The organism is Lachnoanaerobaculum sp., from assembly GCF_057250505.1.
The window spans coordinates 187,685-209,110 of sequence record NZ_DBHIEQ010000001.1; the positions used below are offsets into that span (position 1 = coordinate 187,685).

Annotated in this window: 22 protein-coding genes; 2 read left to right on the top strand and 20 right to left on the bottom strand. The window is 38.9% G+C overall.

Annotated features, from left to right (window positions below):
- Nucleotides 1–111 precede the first annotated feature (111 nt).
- The 12 genes from recO to ACO6FI_RS01090 all read right to left on the bottom strand — a co-directional run bounded on the left by recO (nucleotide 112) and on the right by ACO6FI_RS01090 (nucleotide 12,484).
- Nucleotides 112–756 (bottom strand): DNA repair protein RecO, encoded by a 645-nt coding sequence (recO, locus tag ACO6FI_RS01035; RefSeq protein WP_485455716.1) that lies wholly within the window; start codon nucleotides 754–756, stop codon nucleotides 112–114.
- Nucleotide 757: 1 nt separating this feature from the next.
- On the bottom strand, nucleotides 758–1,654 hold the full coding sequence (era, locus tag ACO6FI_RS01040; RefSeq protein ID WP_485455717.1) for a GTPase Era: 897 nt from the start codon (nucleotides 1,652–1,654) through the stop codon (nucleotides 758–760).
- A gap of 11 nt (nucleotides 1,655–1,665) precedes the next feature.
- Nucleotides 1,666–4,638: an insulinase family protein gene (locus ACO6FI_RS01045; RefSeq protein WP_485455718.1), complete on the bottom strand. Its 2,973-nt coding sequence runs from the start codon at nucleotides 4,636–4,638 to the stop codon at nucleotides 1,666–1,668.
- Between the two features lie 11 nt (nucleotides 4,639–4,649).
- Nucleotides 4,650–5,456, bottom strand: a complete 807-nt coding sequence (locus tag ACO6FI_RS01050; RefSeq protein WP_298056661.1) for a YdcF family protein — start codon at nucleotides 5,454–5,456, stop codon at nucleotides 4,650–4,652.
- A 10-nt stretch (nucleotides 5,457–5,466) separates the two neighbouring features.
- Nucleotides 5,467–6,705, bottom strand: coding sequence for a peptidase U32 family protein (locus ACO6FI_RS01055; RefSeq protein WP_485455719.1), 1,239 nt, complete (start codon nucleotides 6,703–6,705; stop codon nucleotides 5,467–5,469).
- A 1-nt stretch (nucleotide 6,706) separates the two neighbouring features.
- Nucleotides 6,707–7,354 carry an O-methyltransferase gene (locus tag ACO6FI_RS01060; protein WP_485455720.1) on the bottom strand — a complete coding sequence of 216 codons (648 nt, stop codon included), beginning with the start codon at nucleotides 7,352–7,354 and terminating at the stop codon, nucleotides 6,707–6,709.
- Nucleotides 7,338–7,739: an endolytic transglycosylase MltG gene (locus tag ACO6FI_RS01065; RefSeq protein WP_485455721.1), complete on the bottom strand. Its 402-nt coding sequence runs from the start codon at nucleotides 7,737–7,739 to the stop codon at nucleotides 7,338–7,340. Before ACO6FI_RS01065 ends, ACO6FI_RS01060 begins: the two co-directional genes overlap by 17 nt.
- A 10-nt stretch (nucleotides 7,740–7,749) precedes the next feature.
- Nucleotides 7,750–9,819: a ribonuclease J gene (locus ACO6FI_RS01070; protein ID WP_485455741.1), complete on the bottom strand. Its 2,070-nt coding sequence runs from the start codon at nucleotides 9,817–9,819 to the stop codon at nucleotides 7,750–7,752.
- 74 nt (nucleotides 9,820–9,893) lie between these two features.
- Nucleotides 9,894–10,160, bottom strand: coding sequence for a DUF1292 domain-containing protein (locus ACO6FI_RS01075; RefSeq protein WP_485455722.1), 267 nt, complete (start codon nucleotides 10,158–10,160; stop codon nucleotides 9,894–9,896).
- Entirely contained in the window at nucleotides 10,157–10,567 is a 411-nt protein-coding gene (ruvX, locus tag ACO6FI_RS01080; protein WP_485455742.1) for a Holliday junction resolvase RuvX, read from the bottom strand. Before ruvX ends, ACO6FI_RS01075 begins: the two co-directional genes overlap by 4 nt.
- A gap of 160 nt (nucleotides 10,568–10,727) precedes the next feature.
- Nucleotides 10,728–10,985: an IreB family regulatory phosphoprotein gene (locus ACO6FI_RS01085; protein WP_009446888.1), complete on the bottom strand. Its 258-nt coding sequence runs from the start codon at nucleotides 10,983–10,985 to the stop codon at nucleotides 10,728–10,730.
- A gap of 125 nt (nucleotides 10,986–11,110) precedes the next feature.
- A complete protein-coding gene (locus tag ACO6FI_RS01090) occupies nucleotides 11,111–12,484 on the bottom strand; it encodes a MiaB/RimO family radical SAM methylthiotransferase (protein WP_485455723.1) in 1,374 nt (457 codons plus the stop codon).
- Nucleotides 12,485–12,618: 134 nt separating this feature from the next.
- On the opposite strand from ACO6FI_RS01090, the gene ACO6FI_RS01095 reads away from it, so the two are divergent.
- Complete coding sequence (locus ACO6FI_RS01095; protein WP_007593716.1) at nucleotides 12,619–12,852, top strand: HPr family phosphocarrier protein; 234 nt, start codon at nucleotides 12,619–12,621, stop codon at nucleotides 12,850–12,852.
- Nucleotides 12,853–12,892: 40 nt separating this feature from the next.
- On the opposite strand, the gene thiI is transcribed toward ACO6FI_RS01095, so the two are convergent.
- The 8 genes from thiI to ACO6FI_RS01135 all read right to left on the bottom strand — a co-directional run bounded on the left by thiI (nucleotide 12,893) and on the right by ACO6FI_RS01135 (nucleotide 20,554).
- Nucleotides 12,893–14,080: a tRNA uracil 4-sulfurtransferase ThiI gene (thiI, locus tag ACO6FI_RS01100; protein WP_485455724.1), complete on the bottom strand. Its 1,188-nt coding sequence runs from the start codon at nucleotides 14,078–14,080 to the stop codon at nucleotides 12,893–12,895.
- Entirely contained in the window at nucleotides 14,080–15,234 is a 1,155-nt protein-coding gene (locus tag ACO6FI_RS01105; RefSeq protein WP_485455725.1) for a cysteine desulfurase family protein, read from the bottom strand. Before ACO6FI_RS01105 ends, thiI begins: the two co-directional genes overlap by 1 nt.
- A complete protein-coding gene (locus tag ACO6FI_RS01110; protein ID WP_485455726.1) occupies nucleotides 15,235–15,972 on the bottom strand; it encodes a 16S rRNA (uracil(1498)-N(3))-methyltransferase in 738 nt (245 codons plus the stop codon).
- 3 nt (nucleotides 15,973–15,975) lie between these two features.
- Nucleotides 15,976–16,938 carry a 50S ribosomal protein L11 methyltransferase gene (gene prmA, locus ACO6FI_RS01115; protein ID WP_485455727.1) on the bottom strand — a complete coding sequence of 321 codons (963 nt, stop codon included), beginning with the start codon at nucleotides 16,936–16,938 and terminating at the stop codon, nucleotides 15,976–15,978.
- 307 nt (nucleotides 16,939–17,245) lie between these two features.
- A complete protein-coding gene (gene rpmF, locus ACO6FI_RS01120) occupies nucleotides 17,246–17,425 on the bottom strand; it encodes a 50S ribosomal protein L32 (RefSeq protein ID WP_124952507.1) in 180 nt (59 codons plus the stop codon).
- Between the two features lie 69 nt (nucleotides 17,426–17,494).
- The gene (locus tag ACO6FI_RS01125; protein ID WP_485455728.1) at nucleotides 17,495–18,697 is read right to left on the bottom strand and encodes an acetate/propionate family kinase; all 1,203 of its coding nucleotides are present in this window, start codon (nucleotides 18,695–18,697) and stop codon (nucleotides 17,495–17,497) included.
- A gap of 26 nt (nucleotides 18,698–18,723) precedes the next feature.
- Nucleotides 18,724–19,725: a phosphate acetyltransferase gene (gene pta, locus ACO6FI_RS01130; RefSeq protein ID WP_485455729.1), complete on the bottom strand. Its 1,002-nt coding sequence runs from the start codon at nucleotides 19,723–19,725 to the stop codon at nucleotides 18,724–18,726.
- 178 nt (nucleotides 19,726–19,903) lie between these two features.
- Nucleotides 19,904–20,554, bottom strand: a complete 651-nt coding sequence (locus ACO6FI_RS01135) for a YesL family protein (protein ID WP_485455730.1) — start codon at nucleotides 20,552–20,554, stop codon at nucleotides 19,904–19,906.
- 187 nt (nucleotides 20,555–20,741) lie between these two features.
- Here ACO6FI_RS01135 and ACO6FI_RS01140 point away from each other — a divergent pair, with 187 nt between their 5' ends.
- Complete coding sequence (locus ACO6FI_RS01140; protein ID WP_485455731.1) at nucleotides 20,742–21,416, top strand: GntR family transcriptional regulator; 675 nt, start codon at nucleotides 20,742–20,744, stop codon at nucleotides 21,414–21,416.
- The last annotated feature ends 10 nt before the right edge of the window (nucleotides 21,417–21,426 follow it).

Here is a 21,426-nt window from a genome sequence, read left to right on the forward strand (position 1 = left end):
TTCGCAAAATAAAATATAGCTGTTTACAAAAAAATGGCAAAGACTCCCTATATAGGCGTCTTTGCCGAACATCGATTATTTTATCAGATATTTTTCAAATGTCAATACCGTTTATAAAATATCCTTCAGAATATCCAAAGAGTGGAAATGTCTGTCTATATACTTTTTCATCATAAAATCCAGAGTCTTTTCTATCTCAAGCAGCGCCTCCTGCGTTATCACAAAGGTAAAAAGCTTCTCAGGTTTTGTATAGATAATATATTCCCATGTGTATAATGCGGTCTTATCATTCATCTTCGGATTCGGATCATAGTCGCTGTTTAACGCCATGATTTTAAGCTCAAATATTCTCCTGACCAGTCTGTTGGGAATCGACTTTTTGATAAGAGCAAGCAAAGTATAATATATAAGCTTTAAGCTCTCCATATCCGCAAGCGCTTCCTTTGTATAATAATCAAGCATCTCCAAGAAATATGTGCCGTAACAGGTGCTCTCAATATCGTCACTTATCTCTTCAAAATAGTTGGCTATCTCCGCACTTATGATGTTGTATGAATCCCTTCCCTCAAAAAGCTTAAACTTACCGTAGGCAAATATCCTTGCATATCCCATCATCTGATTGTTGATTCGTCTGGCACCTCTTGCAAAGGCATAGATTTTACCTCTCTCCTTTGTAAATATGGTAACTCTTCTATCAAAATCGCCGACAGGCATTGATTTTATCACAATGCCTGTCAATTCTATGTTCTCTCTCACATTATAAATCCTTCGGATTGTAGCCGAAGTTTTTCATCTGCACATCCGAGTCTCTCCACTTCGGTCTGACCTTTACCCACACTTTCAAATTCACCTTGCAATCAAGCAGATTCTCTATATCTTTTCTGGCGGCGCTGCCTATTCTCTTTAACATACTTCCGCCCTTACCTATAATGATGCCCTTATGTGATTCCTTCTCACATACTATGGCTGCCTCGATATCTACAATATCGCCGCTGTCTCTGTAGTTGAAAGTATCTATCTCCACGGCGATACCGTGAGGTATCTCATCCTGCAAAAACCTGAGCGCCTTTTCTCTGATAAGCTCTGCGGCTATCTGCTTTATAGGCTGGTCTGTGACGGTATCCTCATCATAATACATAGGACCTTCATCAAGGTACTTGAATATAACCTTTAAAAGTTCATCCGTATTTGTACCCTTAAGTGCCGACACAGGCACTATTTCGGCAAACTTCATCTTTGACGAGTACTTTGCTATTACCTCAAGCATATCCTCTTTTCGTTTCAAATAGTCCATCTTGTTGACGGCAAGTATTACAGGTACTTCCACATTTGAAAGTATCTCAAATATATGCTCGTCTCCCTCTCCTATAAATGTACTCGGCTCTATAAGCCAAAGTACCACATCCACATCACGCAAGGTTCTTGTAGAGACTTTTACCATATACTCTCCAAGCTTGTTCTTTGCTTTATGTATACCCGGAGTGTCAAGGAATACTATCTGACCTCTTTCATCTGTGAATACTGTCTGTATTCTGTTTCTTGTAGTCTGCGGTTTATTTGATGTAATAGCTATCTTTTGTCCTATAAGCGTATTCATCAATGTTGATTTTCCTACATTCGGTCTCCCTATAAGAGCGACAAAACCTGATTTCATATCTTCTCCTATCAATCCTTAAAAAGGTGCTTTACTTCTTTGAACAATACACTGTCCTTTTCTATTAAGTCCGCATTTCCGACAGCACAGATAAGATTATCACTAAGTACGGCCTCCATAAGAGGTACCAAACCTCTGATATCGGCTTCACTTGTATTTAAGACTTCTTCTCTTTCCTTTTGCATATCCTCACGCCTTACCTTTGAATAGTATGCACTGAGTCCCTTCATACCCTCTCCGGCAGGTGTAAGCGGTGTGTCCATCTCGCTTATCGCACCTATTACGGACTTGGTCATCTCTCTGTCATTTGCAGTGAAGTTCTTTGCATAGTCAACTATGCCCTCATATATTTTATTTGTATTGGCCACATTCGGGTCACGATATGATACAAATCCCGCATTTCCGCTTCTTGAAAATACCGCACTGCATCCATATGCGCCGCCCTTTACTCTGATATTGTTCCACAGATAATCGTAGCTTAACAACACCTTGAACACTATCAGTACTCCTGTGTACTTAAAGCCGTGATTTACAAAGTTTCCGAATCTTGCAACATAGTTTACCCTTGACGAAGTCTCAAATCCCTCATTCTTTATCTCAGGCAAAAGCTTTGCTCTCTCACTTTTAATATCTTCTTTTTCAAGGCTGTCAATAAGTCCTTTTACTCCGTCAAAGCTGTGCTTATATCCCTTATCGTCACATATGGTATGTATCAAGAGATTGTTTACATTAAATACCTTCTTGGACAACATTGTCAACTTTTCATAGAGCTTGTCAAAGTCTTTTTCAATATCAATCGACTCAAGGAATTTAAGATATGCAATACCCTTTGTCAAATCTTTAAAAAGCAGTTCTTTTGAAATATATGAACCTGCTCTTGTAAGTGCGGTCATATGACCTGATGAAACCAATCTGTCCTTGCCTGCCAGTACTTCAGCTATTATATCCTTGATTCTTTTCTTATCTTCAAGTTTTGATGTTGTAAGTACCTCGGCTACGGTTGAATACAGCCACGGCTCCTTGCCGTACAAAATCTTTGCATTTACACAAAATCCGAATGTAAAATCAATAGGGGTTGCATTTGTAGCATAAGCCTCAAGCGAGTATGATATACCGCCTGAATTCAAGTTTACATTGGTGGCTAATGTGGCAAATGTTTCTTTCTCTGTATCAATATATCCAAGTATCTCCTTTAACAGTGCCAGATACTTTATCTCTTCCTCATTTGCAAAATCAATGTTGAAGATAAATTTCATATAGTTGATACCAGATGTGAATACTTTGGAATGTACCACCTTTATATCTTTGTCACAAACTTTCACACTGTCTTCTTCAAACTCAGGCATCTTCACTTCTCTGCTTATATCATCCCTGCTAAGCAGAGGAATCTTAAGCAGCGCCTCTTCACTTGAAGGCTCCGACTGATACTTTTTCAGTGCTATTGTATCTTCGTATATCTTTTTTAACTCTTCTTTTGACAATGTAGCCTTGAACTCGGCAAGCTTTTCTTTAAGTTCGTTATCCTTCTTTGTGGTAAGTCCCTTTTTCGGTGTCATAGTAACTATTGCCGTATTCTTATTGTCAAGCAGATGCTTCTTTATAAGATTCTCAAAGTATCCGTTTTCCACTTCTTCTCTAAGTGTCTTAAAGATATTTTCAAATCTGAGATGCATTGTAGGATCTGCGTCATAAAGCCATGAATCAAAGCTTGAAAGTCCGTACATAAGTCCCTTAGGATATGAGCCGTAGTCCGCTTCTCTTGCCTTAAACTCAAATACATTGATGGCGGCTTTTATAGCCTCCTTGTCAAGTCCTTCATATGCAAGCTTTCTTAATGTACCCTCTATTACAGCCAAAAACTCAGGCTTTCTGTCAAGATTGCTGTTCTTTGCGGTCACGCCGAAATAAGGAACATATATACCGTTTGCATATCCGCCGTATACATCTTCTCCGATACCTGCATCTATAAGAGCCTGCATAAGAGGTGCACCCGGTGCATCTATCAAAACATACTCAAGTATCTGAAAACCCATATATACTGTCGGGTCAAGCTCTCCGCCTACAAGAGTATTACATGAAAGATAGGTGGCATTTTCTTCAGTCTGATTTTCGGTAATAGGATATTCAAAGTTTCTCTCTCTTACACTCTCAAGCGGCTTTACCTCTTCTATCTTTGAGTCCACAAACTTGTACTCGAACTTATCAAGATACTCTTTATCTATCCTGTCAAGCTTCTTTGCCATATCCATATCTCCATACAGATAAATGTATGAATTGGACGGATGGTAGTACTTTGAATGCATATCAAGGAAATTCTCATATGTCAAAGTAGGGATAACGTCGGGGTCTCCTCCGGACTCCTCACCGTATGAGTGACCTTCAAAAAGTGTCTTTGTAATAGACCTTTCAAGCACACTGTCGGAAGCGGAAAAGGCTCCCTTCATCTCATTGTATACTACACCGTTTAAGATAATATCTCCGTTCTCATCAGGGCTTCCGTTCTCATCCACAACTTCGTAGTGCCATCCCTCCTGCTTAAATATCTTAGGCTCGGTATACACATTCGGGTAAAATACGGCGTCCAAATATACTTCCATAAGATTGTCAAAATCTTTGTCATTGCAGGATGCTATCGGGTAGACAGTCTTATCCGGATAAGTTATGGCGTTAAGGAATGTATTTAACGAGCCCTTTACAAGCTCTACAAAAGGATCCTTTGCCGGGAACTTTTTAGAACCGCACAGCACGGAATGTTCCAAGATATGCGCCACTCCTGTGGAGTCCTTTGAAGGTGTTCTGAAACCTATAGTAAATACCTTATTGTTGTCATCTGTAAGTAATGCAAAAATTCTTGCCTTTGTCTTCTTATGCTCAAGTATTGCAGCCTTTGCACTGAGTTCATCTATATCTGATATTTCAACTACATTATATGCAGATAATTTCTTTATATTATTTACTTGCTCTTCAATATCGTAAGTTTTCAATCTGTTCCTCCTTATATATATTCAAAAAATTTGTATTTAAAAATTGCAAATGTCTCTCTTACCAACATATGTAAATATAAAACTTTGTTAGATCTTGCACTGATAGGAAAAACTTGTGTATATCCAATTTTTTTTGCAATTTGCATTGACCTGAAAATATGAAAATCATTTGTCAAAATGCCTATAGTCTGCGGCTTGTCCTCTACCTCAAGCACCGGACCCATATCATTTATTATTGTAATATCTGTACTTCTCTTTATATCGGCACTGTATTTGTCAATAAGTGCCTTTGAATATATTAAATTTTCTCTTGTATTATGTGACTGTGTTTCAACCAAAATATTATTTCTGTCTATACCGTTTTGTATAAGGTAATCCGCCATCACTACAGACTCTACTTTACCGTCTCTTCCGGTTCCGCCGCTTATAACTATTATCGTATCGGGATTGTTATCAATATATTCTATTGTCTTATCAAGTCTATACTTACACTCGCTTCCTTTCTTCTCCAAATCCGGCTTTGTGCCGAGAACAATCAAAAAATCAAGTCCCGGCTCATCATTATCCGGCAATGAAAGGCTTATAGCTATAGAAGTTATAACAAAAATGAGAACCCCAAGAGTCGCCAAAGTATAGACAGATACCACAGACCACAATGGAATTCTCTTATTTAGATAAAATTTGATCAGTTTGCCTAAAGCAAAAAATACAAATGCAAATCCATACCATATATAACTTTGTAATTCCACAAAGCCTGTCATAGAAATAACAATTGTTCCATATATCCCACATAATACCGCCAGTATAAACGCAAACATTATACCTCCACTACTGTCTTTCGGGATTATAAACTCTCAGTATATCTCCTTCTTCCACTACCTGCTTGTCAAATGTCACCTTCAAAAGTTGTAAAGGATGCGGAGCGCTCTCCATCTTCTCATCCTTGTCGTTCTCTATAGATTCCACCTTCAGTGATATATTCTCACCGTTTTTCTTCATAACTTCTATATTGTCACCTACAAAGAATCTGTTCTTTTGATTAAAGATTGCTCTGCCCTCTGTATCAACTTCATTTACTGTACCTATATAAATATAGTTTTTCACATAGGTGTTGCTGTCATATATCTGTGTATCGCTGTCAGGCTTTCCGAAGAAAAATCCTGTGGTAAACTCTCTGTAGGTACACTTTCCTATCTCGGACTTATACCATTCAAGGTTTTCTTTGAAAGTTTCTTCAGACTTAAGGTAGTCGTCTATAGCCTTTCTGTATGTCCTTGCCACTGTAGCAACATAGAGTGCCGTTTTCATTCTGCCCTCTATCTTAAAGCTGTCAATGCCCGCTTTAATCAAATCGGGGATATACTCAATCATACAAAGGTCCTTAGAATTGAAAATATATGTACCTCTCTCATTCTCATATACAGGCATATATTCACCCGGTCTTTTCTCCTCCACAACGGAATATTTCCACCTGCATGAATGAGTACACTCACCTCTGTTGGCATCCTTTCCTGTAAAGAAGTTGCTGAGCAGACATCTGCCTGAGTATGACATACACATAGCACCGTGTACAAATGTCTCTATCTCCATCTGCTCAGGTATATTTTCCCTTATCTTTCTTATCTCCTCAAGCGAAAGCTCTCTGGCTGTAACCACTCTGCTTGCTCCAAGCTTCCACCAAAAAAGATATGTGGCATAGTTTGTATTGTTGGCCTGTGTGGAAATATGTATCTCAACCTCCGGCCAAACATCCTTTGCTATGGTAAATATTCCGGGGTCGGATATGATAAGTGCATCCGGTCCTATTTCCTTAAGCTCGTTAAAGTAAGACCTTGCCGCATCCAAGTCATCATTGTGTCCGAGGATATTTGCCGTTACATAGACCTTTTTGCCTCTGCTGTGGGCATACTCTATACCGGCTTTCATATCCTCTTTTGTAAAATTCTTTGCCTTTGCTCTAAGGCTGAAAAATTCACCGCCTATATATACCGCATCGGCACCGTAATCTATTGCTACCTTCAGGTTCTCAAGATTGCCTGCCGGTATCAAAAGTTCCAAATTTCTCAATTTACCTCCTGCTTCTACTCAGTAAAACTCCATCTCCTATTGAAAATATCCATGATTCCAAAGTCTCATCATGCAAAAGAAGATATATATATTCTCTCATTCTCTTATGTATTGTCTTATCTCTTTTTCTTATTGCAAAGGAAGACTCCGCCAAGTCTCCCTCCTGCAAACAATTATCCGAGAAAATCATTCCTGATTCTTTTAAAAGTTTCTTTACCATAGGCAGCCATGTGATATACTGCGCCTTGGCCGCATCCATAAAGATAAAATCAAACTTCTCACCCTTATCGACCATGCTCTTAAGTATCTCACCGGCATCACCTTCCAATATACTTGTTCTGCTTTCAAAATCAGCATATTTTATATTTCTTTTAGCTTCTTCCACCCTCTCAGGCATTTTTTCAACAGTCACTATATCCGCATCGGAGTTTTCAAGCATAACCGCAGCGGAATAACCGACAGCACAACCGATTTCCAAAATAGAATCCGGATTTTGCATCTTCAATACAAATTTCAAAAAATTTTCGGTATCTCTTTTTATTATCGGTATGTAATTTCTTTTAGCCTCAGCCCTTATCTCTTCCAGTGCTTCGGAGTTCACCGGAGAAATGATATCAAGATATTCCAATATTTTAGGATTTGTTATCATTTTTATTGTTCTCCGAAACACCGTCGTCAATCATCTCAAGTATCTGTCTGGATGTCTGTGAGGTGTTGAATGTGTACTCACCCGCATGCATTCTGATATCAAAAAATTTGGCCTGTATCTCAAAGGAAAACTTATTTTCTATAACTCCCACGCTGTATAACTCATCCGCCAGTTTCTTAAAGCTCGTCCCGTCTTCCACAGTCACTTCAACATTCCTGCCGGGAGGTGAGTCCACACTCGACGCATAAAATACACTGTGTCCGAACTGATAAGAAAAAGGTATACCTACCAGCATTATCAGCACAAGAATATATGTAACAATTCTTCCCAAAAAAGAAGTCACTCTTTTTTTTGTCTTCCTCTTAGATGTAATTTCTTTGCTCATTTAGTACCTTTTAATGTACCTCCATTATTATTGGCAATATAACCGGATTTCTCTTCATCCTCTTCCACAAAAACTCGCTCAAAGAATCTCTTACCACATTCTTTATCTTCGCCCAGTCCGTGATTCTGGCGTGAAGGCAATCCGCCACAGCTTCTCTTACCACTGCACTCGCCTCGTTCATCAAATCGGTAGACTCTCTCACATATACAAAGCCCCTTGAAACTATGTCGGGACCTGATAAAAGTCTGTTGGTTCCATGCTCAAGACTCATCGCCACTATTATTATACCATTTTGTGACAAGCTTTGCCTATCACGAAGTACAATATTTCCGACATCACCTACACCGAGGCCGTCTACAAAGACTCCTCCGGCCTCTACATGACCTACTATCTTACATGAATCCTCTCCAAGTTCCACAACATCACCGCTTGACATTATAAGTACATTCTCACTTGGGATTCCTACCGCCTCGGCAAGCCCTCTTCCCGCCATAAGATGTCTGTACTCGCCGTGAACAGGCAGGGCAAACTTCGGCTTTAGAAGTGAATACATAAGCTTGATTTCTTCCTGACAAGCGTGTCCGGATACATGAGTATCCTGAAATATTACCTCCGCACCCTTCATGGAAAGCTCATTTATAACCTTTGAAACGGCCTTTTCATTTCCCGGGATAGGTGTTGAACTCATAATTACAACATCCTCAGGCACTATCTCAACTTTTCTGTGTATGGAAGAAGCCATTCTTGAAAGTGCCGCCATAGACTCTCCCTGACTTCCTGTAGTGATAATAACCGTCTTTTCCTGCGGATAATCTCTCAAATGATCTATATCAATAAGTGTTCCCTCCGGAATATCTATATATCCGAGGTCTGCGGCGGTTCCTATGACATTGACCATGCTTCTGCCTTCCACCACCACTTTTCTGTCATACTTATATGCCGTGTTGATTATCTGCTGCACTCTGTCCACATTTGAAGCAAAGGTCGCTACGATTATTCTGCTGTCCTTATGCTCTGCAAATACCATATCAAATGTCTTGCCCACAGTTCTCTCGGACATCGTAAATCCCGGTCTGGTAGCATTGGTGGAGTCACAAAGCATTGCAAGACAGCCCTGCTTTCCTATCTCAGCCATTCTTCCAAGGTCCGCCGGATCACCGAATACAGGTGTGTAGTCCACCTTAAAGTCACCTGTATGGAAAATCGTACCTGCCGGAGAGTGTATTGCAAGTGCCGCAGCGTCAGCTATGGAGTGATTGGTCTTTACAAACTCAACATTAAAATCTCCCAGCTTTACTGTATCTCCGTACTTTACCACATTCAGCTTTGCCGTATCGTCTATCTGATGTTCTTTAAGTTTCTTTTCAATAAGCGCACAGGTAAGCTTCGTACCGTAGACAGGTACATTAAGCTGCTTTAATATATACGGCAGCGCTCCGATATGGTCCTCATGACCATGTGTTATACAAAATCCCTTTACCTTAAGATAGTTGTCCTTCAGATATGTTATATCAGGTATTACAAGGTCTATTCCAAGCATATCGTCGCTTGGGAAAGCCAGTCCGCAGTCAACTACCATGATGCTGTCCTCGTACTCAAACGCGGTAATATTCATACCGATTTGCTCAAGTCCGCCAAGCGGTATTATCTTTACATTTTTACTTGCTTTCTTTGCCCTGCCCCTTCTTTTTTTGTTGGTATTCTCCATAAGTATGCTTGATACCTGCTCAGCCAAAGAAGGTACATTTCTGTCAGGAGCCACATATCTTGCCCCTATTTTTTTCATCTCTTCGGATACTTCACTTATACCTGCATCTCTTTTGCTTTCTGCAGTCTTTGTCTTTCTTGTTCCGGTTCTTCTTACAGACTTTTTTTCAAGCGACTTTTCTTCTGTAGTGTTTGCCTGACCGGCCTCTGTTGTATTCTCTTCATTTGAAGTCGCCCTTCTTTTAGTACCCTGCTCATGCTTTAATCTGGCGTTAACCGTTCTTTCTTTTTTTACTTTCTTTTCAGGTTTGTCTCCCAATTCATTTGTGCTTGCTTCACTCAGTTCCTTGCTTTCCTGCATTATTCTTTGCATATTCAGCAACGGATTCTTCTCATTCTCGTTCAAAACTTATTCCTTTCTAAATCTAATATATAAACAGATATAAACTATCTAACAATATCTATATCATCCATCATCTTTTCAAATATCTCAAATACCGAATCCAGCTCGTTTTCGTCTTCTACAAATATATAATTGGCTTCCTCGTCATCACCGCTTGAAATATCCTTCATAATATAGCATTCGCCGTCTTCGCCTTCAAAGCTGTCTGTCACAAGTATATAGCTGACTCCGTTTATCTTAGTCTCTTCTATAACACTAAGTTTTATATTTTCACCGTCTTCCGATAAAAAAGATACCGTATCGTTTTTCATTTCTTTTTCTCCATATATTCTCTCAAAATAATACCGGCCGCCACCATATCAATGAACTGCTTTCGATTCTCCTTCTTCACACCTGACTCATCCAGAATCTCATCCGCTTCCACCGTAGTCAGTCTTTCATCCTGCATCACAATAGGAACGTTCACTCTTTTTTTTAACTTCTCTACAAACTCCATTGTAAGAGCCACTCTCTCGTTGCTCTTGCCGTTCATATTTATAGGCAGTCCTACCACTATTTCTTTTATATTATTTTCTTCCACTATCTTGGCAATCCTTGCCAAGGATCTTCTGAGCTTATTTTCTTTATCTCTCTCAATGGTCTCAAACGGCTGCGCTGTAAGCCCCAATGAATCGCTTATAGCTACTCCGATAGTCTTTGAGCCATAGTCAAGTCCCATGATTCTATCTTTCAAATCCACTTTTTCTCCAAACTGTAAAAAGAAGCCTACCTTCAAAGCAAACTTCTTCATACATTTTACCCATATTTAAAATATGTTTTATTGTATGACCCAGCCTCAGAAGGTCCATCACGCGGCTTTATGATTCATCTTAAAAAGTTCAGCTAAGATTCTTCTCAATATAACTTTTTAACAACTCTTCCACTATCTCATCACGCTCAACCTTCATAATGAGACTTCTTGCACTCTTGTGACTCGTGATATAAGTCGGATCTCCTGACATCACATAGCCGACTATCTGATTTACCGGATTATATCCCTTCTCTGTCATAGCCTCATAAACCAGCTTCAACACTTCCTTGACATCCATCTTATTTTCTTGTACTGCCCTAAAATATTGTGTATTTTGAACATCCATCTTATCACGCTTCCTTTTCTAATAAGTTTTATTTTATCACGATTGCAGGTTATATTGCAATATTATTTTTAAAGTTCAGAAAATAAAACCTCAACACAGATTTTTTCGCACTAATGCATATTGTTTTATTCTTTTTTCATCAACAATATATCATTCGTCAAAAACCGGGCCACTTTGCCTTTTATGATATCGTTTGTATTAAGTCCGTCCTTTAAGACTGCAATCTTTACATATTCCTTTGTATAACCTGTATAATACTCTTTTCCATCCTTTGTAAAAGTCTCCTCGCAAAGTACCTCATCAACTCTTGTGATTCTTTGACTTCTGAACTCTCTTTGGTTTTCCAAATTTATTTCATTCAATATATTTGCCCTCTTTGCCTTCTCATTACCGTCCACCTGCGGCATATGTGCGGCTTTTGTACCCTCTCTTACAGAGTACGGGAAGATATGAGTTTCATAGAATTTTACCTTCTCTACAAAGGCTTTACTCTCTTCAAAATCTCTTTCACTTTCTCCCGGAAATCCCACAATAATATCCGTAGTGATTGCCGGAGAGTCAAAATACTTTCTTATAAGCTCTACTCCCTCATAAAACTCACTTGCAGTATACTTTCTGTTCATACTCTTTAGAGTCTTGTCACATCCGCTCTGTAAACTAAGATGAAAATGCGGGCAAAACTTGTTTATTTCACTAAGCCTCTTTATAAACTCCTCTTTTATAATCCTCGGTTCAAGTGAGCCTATACGAATTCTTTCTATTCCGTCCACTTTTGCTATATTTTCTATCAGATTAAGCAGCTCGTTCTTTGTGACAAACTCCTCATCACTTTCCTCGGTCTGTGTGAGTAACTCCATTCTTTTATTATAAGACTCATCCAAAAAATCCACTCCGTATGATGAAAGATGTATACCTGTAAGCACCACTTCCTTATATCCTGAAGATGCAAGCTTTTTTACCTCTTCTATGATATTTTCCATCTTTCTGCTTCTCACCCTGCCTCTTGTAAACGGAATAATACAGTATGAGCAAAACTGGTTGCAGCCGTCCTGCACTTTTATAAAAGCTCTGGTATGGTCGTTTATTTTACTTATATTGAACTCTTCATACTCGGTATTTTTATTTATATCAATTATGAACCTGTTTTCATTCTTATCCTGTAAATACTCATTTATTATATTTACAATCTCGTTTTTGTTATTGTTTCCGACAATTATATCAATACTTAGGTCCTCATCAATTTTTTCCTTTGCGGACTCCACATAGCAACCTGCCGCTACAACTATGGCATCTTCGTTCATCTTTCTAGCCCTGTGAAGCATCTGTCTTGACTTTCTGTCTGCAATATTTGTCACCGAGCAGGTATTTATAATATATACATCCGCTTTTTCACCGAAATCCACACATTTATAGCCTGCAGCCTCCATCAGCTGCTGCATAGCCTCAGTTTCATATGTATTTACCTTACAGCCCAGTGTGTGAAAAGCAACTGTTTTCATAAAAATCCTTTCTAACTTTTCAAATGTCATTGACTTTACTATAAAATTTATATAGGATATAGGCAGAAGCTAATGTGCAAATACTTTTATGTGTTTGTTGCATTCACACAATATTTTTTACAATGGAGGATTATATGAAAACAGTTCAAATTTCCCTTAATTCCATCGACAAAGTAAAGTCATTTGTTAACGAATTGGCTAAGTACGATGTAGACTTTGACTTAGTTTCAGGAAGATATGTTATAGATGCAAAATCAATAATGGGTATCTTCAGCTTAGACTTATCAAAGCCTATCGATCTTAACATTCACGCTGAGGATAATGTAGAGCAGATACTTGAGGCACTCTCTCCATATATCATCAAATAATATTTTTTTAATCCGGCAGATGTATCTGCCGGATTTTTTATCACTTCGCCTTTACCAAAATTCTTTCTTTAGTCTCAAGCGCCCTTTCCAAAAGTTCTTCTATCTTTCCTTCAAGGCTCTTTTCAGATCTCTCAATACCTTCAAGTACAGGCTTTGTCACAGGATGCTTTGCAACAAATATTGTACAGCAGTCCTCATATGGCTGTATAGAAGTCTCATATGTGCCTATCTTCTCAGAAATCTCCACAATCTCCTGTTTATCAAAACCTATAAGCGGTCTGAATACAGGCAATGTGGCTGCCGCGTCTGTGGTAAGCAGCGACTGTATTGTCTGAGATGCCACCTGTCCTATACTCTCACCTGTTATAAGCGCCTGATCGCCGTTTTCCACAGCTATTCTCTCTGCAATCTTCATCATATACCTTCTCATGATGATTGTAAGTTCCTCATGTGGACAGTTCTCATATATTGCAAGCTGGATATCCGTAAAATTGATTATATGTAAGTTTATAGGTCCGCTGTATCTTGCCACAATCTCTGCAAGCTCTATTACCTTTCTCTTTGCTCTCTCCGAAGTATACGGCGGTGCGTGGAAATATACCGCTTCCACTCTCACACCTCTTTTTGCAATCATATATCCCGCTACAGGTGAGTCTATTCCTCCTGATAAGAGTAACATCGCTTTACCGTTTGTACCTATAGGCATTCCTCCCGGTCCCTCTATCTCAAGTGAATATATATTGATAAAGGTTCTTATCTCCACTTTGATAAGCACATCAGGCTTTCTTACATTTACCTTTATCTCGGGAAATGCGTTTAAAATCACCTCTCCAAGGTCTGCATTGATACTCTCTGAAGTACCCGGAAAACTCTTGTCCGCTCTTCTGGTATCCACCTTGAACGTAAAGTTCTTATCCGGATACACTTCATCCACATATTCAACCACACTTTTTTTCAGATTTTCGTAGTCCTTTGACTCTATTCTGACCATCGGACAGATGCCTACTATTCCGAATACCTTACTGAGTCTGTCTATGGTGTCCTCGTAGTCATAATCTCCGTCGGTATCCACATATATTCTTCCAAGTTCTTTTGATACAAAGAACTTGCCTTCCACTTCTTTTAATGCAATTCTGATTTGCTTCATCAGGGCATCTTCAAACATATATCTGTTCTTGCCCTTTACACCTATTTCACCGTATTTAATTAAAAATGATTTGTACTTCATTATTTCCTCACAAATTTTCTAAGAAGCGGCAAAAGCTCCTTCAGATTGTCTATAAGATACTTTGCATCCTCCATATTGTTGAGCTCGGATAAGGAAATCCTTATGGTAGCATCCAATAAATCTTCTCTTATACCTACAGCCTTAAGTGTTCCCGATATACCCGGATGATTTGAAGAGCATGCCGAACCGCTTGAAACATATATACCTCTGTCCTCCAAGGCGTGTAATAAAACTTCCGCACGAATATCTTCAAAAGATACACTTATAATCTGCGGTGCGAAGTTATCGCCTCTGCCGGTATTTAATACGGCTCCGTCTATTTTCTCAAGTTCATCCATAATAAAGTTTTTAAGGCTCTTGATCTTTTCAATTCTGTTATCAAACTCGTCATAGGCTTCTTTTGCGGCAACTCCCATTCCGGCAATTCCGGTAGTATTTAATGTGCCGCTTCTCATACCTCTTTGATGTCCGCCTCCGAATATAATAGGATTTATCTTCACATTGCCGTCAATGTATAAAAATCCTACACCCTTCGGGCCGTGGAACTTATGCCCTGAAGCCGAGAGCATATCAATTCCCTGTGTTTTAGGATTTATTTTTAATTTTGTATATGCCTGTATTGCGTCTACATGAAAGAGAGTGTTTAAATTCTTACTCTTTATTATCTTTGATATCTCATCTACAGGCTCCACAGCTCCTATTTCATTATTTACATACATAATTGAAACCAGTATTGTATCTTCTCTGATGCTTTCTTTTAATACCTCAAGGTCCACTCTTCCTGTTTTATCCACAGGAAGTACAGTCAGCTCAAAACCTTCTTCCGTCAAAAATGTCGCAGGCATATATACTGCAGGATGCTCTATTCCCGATATTATTATATGCTTTCCAAGCCTCTTTTTTGCCATGGCCGTGCCTAAAAGTGCCATATTATTGGATTCCGTCCCGCCTGATGTAAAGATTATCTCACTTTTTTTAACTTTGAGAGTCTTTGCTATTGTTTCAGCGGCATCCTTTACATATTTTTCGGCATCTACACCTTTTATATGCTTCGCACTGCTGTTTGCATAGTCCTCCCTCATAGTCTTTAACATTATATCTATGGCTTTTTCACTTACTTTTGTAGAAGCCGAGTTGTCAAAATATGCGTCCATCTATTCTTCTTCCAATCTGATCATTATATTACTGAGCAATGCAAGTCCTGCCGTCTCCGTCCTTAGGATTCTTTTTCCGAGTGTAATCACTTCAAACCCAAAGTCTGTCGCCTTTTTTACTTCAGCTTCCTCAAATCCGCCTTCAGGTCCGATAAAAACGGCTATATCATTTTTGCCGTCCAGACTCTCAAGTATACTCCTGGTCTTTTTGATACCTTGTGCATTCTCATAGGGTAACAATTTTACACCATAGTCCTTTACAGTTTCAAGTGCATTTTCGACAGTCTGCGGCTTTAATACTTTCGGAACAATACTTCTCTTTGACTGTTTGGCCGCACTCTCTGCAATAGCATTCCATCTGTTTATCTTAGCGTCGACTTTCTTTTCATCTATCTTTACCACAACTCTTTTTGTCTTTACAGGTATTATCTCACTTACACCGAGTTCTATCGCCTTTTGTATTATCATTTCAAGCTTGTCTGATTTTGGAATACCCTGCAATAATGTAATCTTTACAGGCAGTTCTCTTTGTTCCATGCTCTCAAGCACTTTCAAATCCACCCTGTCAGCTTCCGTTTTTTCTATCTTACAAAGATAATCCCAATCTCCTTTTACACTGATCAGAAGTTCTTCTCCGACCTTCATCCTGAGAACATTTACTATATGATTTACATCACTGCCTTTTATATACGCATTTTCGCCGTTTACCTGCTCTTCTTCTACAAAAAAATGATACATTTATTACCTCTTTTTTGCCGCGATGCTTACCCACTCTCCAAGGTGGTTTATCTCGATGATTTCAAAATCCTCACTCTTTTTAAAAGCAAGCACCACATCGGCTTCCTTTGTATCTATTATTCCGGATGTGATGAATATTCCGCCTTTTCTCATATGCTTTGCTACAGTCTTTATAAGTTCTATAATAACAGGAGCCAAAATATTGGCTGTAACTATATCAAACTTTTCATAGCCTGCCATATCCATTATATTCTCATCGGTCAGGATATCTCCGCACACCGCTACAAACTCGGTCATACCTATTTCATTGCTTATCATATTTTCCATGACCGCATCTATAGCCATATCGTCAAGGTCTGTTCCGAATACACATTCCGCTCCAAGCTTTAATGCCGCGATTCCAAGTATTCCGCTTCCTGTACCTATATCAAGCACTTTGGCTTCAGGCTTTGTCTTCAGATACTTCTCAAGTGCCAATATACACAGCTTGGTAGTCTCATGTGAACCTGTACCGAATGCAGTACCCGGATCTATCTGTATAAGTGTCTTATACTTTGCATCCTCAGGTATCTCTTCCCAAGTAGGTTTTATAAGTATATCGCCTACATAAAAAGGCTTAAAATACTGCTTCCAATTGTTTATCCAGTCTTTATCTTCAGTTTCGGACTTTGTAAGCACACTGTCTCCTATATCGCAAAACTCTTTAAGTTCTTCCAATGTATTATGGATATCCTCCAAAAGCTTTGTATTGTCCGCCTCGGAATCCAGATAAAAGCTTACTTTTGCTACACCTTCATCCTTTGGAAGTTCAGGCAAAATATCTATAAACATTCCCTTTGTCTCTTCGGCTGTAAGAGGTACATTGTCTTCTATCTCAATACCTTCCACGCCTATATCTCCAAGCGATGCACTTATAATATCCACCGCATCGGTCTTTGTAATAAGAGTATACTTCTCCCACTTCATATAATTACTCCTATATGTAGGTAGAATTTTGATTTTCCAATCCTAAACGCAGCTATGCTTAAAAGCTTCGCAGGATTTTACGCAGCCTGTAAAAACTCGTTTATTCGCTTGGAAAGCAGCGAACTGCACTCAAACAGGTCCTCGGCTGCTGAATCCTGTCTCGCTTTTTGCGCACAGCTAAACGCTACAAGGATTGTAAAATCAAAGCATCTACTCAATCATTTTTAGTTATATGTATTTTGTCATTTAATAGAATAACAGGGCTGCCACTAAGTAGCAACCCTGTTAATCCGATCAGCAGAAAATATTATTCTACTGTTACTATTTCACGCTTGTTATATGAACCACATGCCTTACAAACTCTATGAGGAAGCATTAACTCTCCACACTTAGGACATTTTACAAGACTTGTAGCTGACATCTTCCAGTTAGCTCTTCTCTTATCTCTTCTACCGCGAGATGTTTTATTCTTTGGACAAATTGACATTCTTTCACCTCCTTATCTCGAGTCACAAAACTTGTTTTATTATAATGGTAAAGGTTTCACTTGTCAATATTATTTTTTAGCCAATCTGTAAGCATCTCTTGCTATAGCCAATTCCTCATTTGTAGGCATAAGAATAAGCTTAACCTTAGAGTCAGGGGTTGAAATCATAGTTCTCTTGCCGCGAACATTGTTTGCATTGTCATCAATCTTTGCACCGAGATATCCGAAAGCGTTTCCTACAATTCTTCTTGTTTCCTTATCGTTCTCACCTACACCGGCTGTAAAGCAGATAGCATCCACTCCGCCCATTGCAGCTATATATGCACCTACATACTTGATAATTCTGTATCTGAATGCTTCAAGCGCAACTTCTGCAAGCTTATTTCCGTCCGCTGCGGCATTCTCAATATCTCTGAAGTCTGATGATATACCGCCGCTCATTCCGAGTACACCCGACTTTTTGTTGAGGATATTTAATACCTCGTCAACACTTCTATTCTCCTTGTCACAGATATACTGTACTATGGCAGGGTCGATATCTCCCGATCTTGTACCCATGATAAGACCCTCAAGCGGAGTAAGACCCATTGATGAATCTATACATTTGCCGCCTATAGATGCTGATATTGATGCACCGTTTCCGAGGTGACATACTATTATCTTTGCATTGTCTTTATCAAGGTTTGCAAACTTAACAGCCTCATGTGATACATACATATGGCTTGTACCGTGGAAACCGTATCTTCTGATATGATACTTGTCATAGTACTCACTTGGAATAGCATACTTGTATGCTTTTTCCGGCATTCCCATACCGAATGATGTATCAAAAGCGGCTACATTTGTAATTCCCGGCATTGCCTTTTCTACAGCTTCAATACCCATAAGGTTTGCAGGGTTGTGAAGCGGTGCAAGATCACAGTACTTCTTTATCTCAGCCTTTACCTCATCGTCAATAACTACGGAATCAGGATACTTAACGCCACCCTGTACCACTCTGTGTCCTACAGCCGCGATTTCGCTTGCATCCTTTATCACACCGTGCTCCTTGTCTGTAAGTGCCTCAAATACAAGTGCAATAGCCTCTGTATGATCTTTTACATCCTTCTCTACGACATACTTGTCTTTTCCGATAGGCTCATGTGTAAGCTTTGATCCCGGTATTGCTATTCTCTCAAACAACCCCTTTGCCAAAGGCTCTTCATTTTCCATGTTTATAAGCTGATACTTAAGTGATGAGCTGCCACAGTTTATAACCAAAATATTTTTCATAAGAAACTCCATTCCTCGTGTTTAATTTATTTATCTTCTCCTGCCGCCTGAATTGCCGTGATTGCAACCACACCGACAATGTCCTCAGCCGAGCATCCTCTTGAAAGGTCGTTTACAGGCTTTGCAATACCCTGACACATAGGTCCGTAAGCATTTGCCTTTGCAAGTCTTTGAACAAGCTTATATCCGATATTTGCGGCATCAAGATCAGGGAATACAAGTACATTTGCATGTCCTGCCACATTTGAACCCGGTGCCTTAGCTTCTCCGACCTCAGGAACGATAGCCGCATCAAGCTGAAGTTCTCCGTCAAGACAAAGATTTGGTGCAAGTTCTTTTGCAATTCTTGTAGCCTCCACAACCTTTGTTACATCGTCATGCTTTGCACTTCCCTTTGATGAGTGGCTTAACATTGCAACCTTAGGCTCCTTTCCTACAAGGAACTTAAAGCTTTCAGCTGATGAGAGTGCAATAGCTGCAAGCTTCTCAGGATCAGGATTTTGCTCAAGTGAGCAGTCCGCAAATACAAATACACCGTCCTCGCCGAATTCACAGTTCGGAACTTCCATTACAAAGAATCCTGAAACAAGCTTTGTACCCGGCTTTGTCTTTATTATCTGTAATGCAGGTCTTAATGTATTGGCTGTTGAATGACATGCACCGCTTACAAGTCCGTCGGCATCTCCCGCCTTGAGCATAAGGCATCCGTAAGTTGTATAGTCGCTAAGCATCTGCTTTCTTGCATCTTCATGAGTAAGTCCCTTTGACTTTCTGAGTTCTACAAAGAGGTCCTCATATTCTTTTGTCTTCTCATAAGTATTTGGATCAATTATTGTCGCTCCTGTGATATCAAAACCCTTTGAATACTCCTCCACTTCCTGTGGTGTTCCGATGATTATCAGGTTTGCCAAACCGTCTTTCAAGATTGTTTCGGCAGCCTTAAAGGTTCTCTTATCCATTGACTCCGGCAATATTATAGTTTTCTTACTTTTCTTTGCTCTCTCTCTTAGTTGATCCATCATTGACATATGACATATCCCTTTCTGTTATTACAGCATATAGCTTATATTTAACCTGTGCTTATTTGCACAACAAAAAGCTCATCCGAGCTCATATATGTATAGTATAGTAAAAAAAAAGCCACAATACAAGCATTAAGATTAGTTAATAAAATAACAAAATGTCTAAAAATCAGTACAATATTTTTTATTCATTATCCTCATTTATATATTTATCGAAGACCATATTGAACTGACTTGACTGAAACAGCGCTATTCCGGGACCCAGTATCAGCACAAGCATGGACATTACTCCCGGCATTCTCATTATCAGATAATATACCGCTATAAGTATTATTACACTTCCCGCCAATATGATTATTGTTCTGACAAGGTGCTTTATAGACATGAAAAGCGCCAGTTTAAAAGTATGCTTTATCGGATTGATAAACTTTGCCTGTATAGGAAATACATATAGAAATATAAATAACCATAACAGCATCAAAAAGCAGGTAACCGTAAATATTATCATTCTTATAAATGTATTTTGTATAGGTGCGTAAACACTGAAAAACCTTATATCAAAGAAAAGTATACCGCCTGTCACAGCCATTATTATCCAAATGAGAGTAGACTGCTTTATATTGTCTTTAAAGCTGTGAAAGAACATCCTAAACATTCCTCCGCTGTCACGGTCTTTTGCTATTTTTAAGGTGCAGTAATACATTGCTGTTGTAGCCGCTCCGAAGGTTATTATCGGTATAGAGCATATCACCCAAAGCAAGTTTAAAATAAACAGATCCCATATTCTTCCCACAAATCTCCATACAGGATTGTCATAATTAAAAAATCCGCCCATATATTTCTCCTTGTTAAAATTTATCAAACAGTTATTCCGGTTTCTTGGATACAAGTTTATTTAAATCTTGGATACAAGTTTTCGATTGACTTATTAAAATATCCGTTATATTATGGTCTTATAAGCCTGTTAATCATAGCATAAAATAATGCTTGCATACAAGGTTAATTTATGTATGAAAGGGGGTATGAGTATTTCTACCGTTCAAAATATATACTCGGAAATAGAAAATGATATATTGATGTTAAACTTAAAACCCGGCAGGCTTATCAGTGAAAACAGCTTATGCACCAAATACAATGTTTCAAGAACTCCCATACGTGCAGTGCTTTCACGACTTGCCGGAGCGGGGCTTGTAGATATTATTCCAAAGAGCGGTTCAAGGGTATCCATGATAAATATGGAAATAGTCAAGCAGATAATCTATGAAAGATTTGCACTTGAGAGCATGGTACTCAAAGACTACATTGCCGTTGCTACAGACAGTGATATAAAAAAACTTGAAAAGACCGTTATCAGACTGGTTAAAAGCTATGAAAACACCAAAAACTTTAAGCCGGATAAATTTAAGGAAATAGATTTGTCCATGCATGAATTGTGGTATAAGAAAACCGGACATACCTATCTGTGGGAACAGATAAGAAAATCCGACTCCAATTACACAAGATTTTGCATGCTTGATATGCTCGAATGTGAAAACTATGAGCATGTAATACTTGAACATAGACAAATGTATGAGGTAATTAAAAGCAGGGATACCTCTAAGATAGAGAAAATAGTTAAAAAGCATCTTTATGGCGGTATTGAGAGGGTCAATGCGGCCTTAAATAACAAATTTGATGAAATGTTTACAGCATATTAAAGGAGGATTT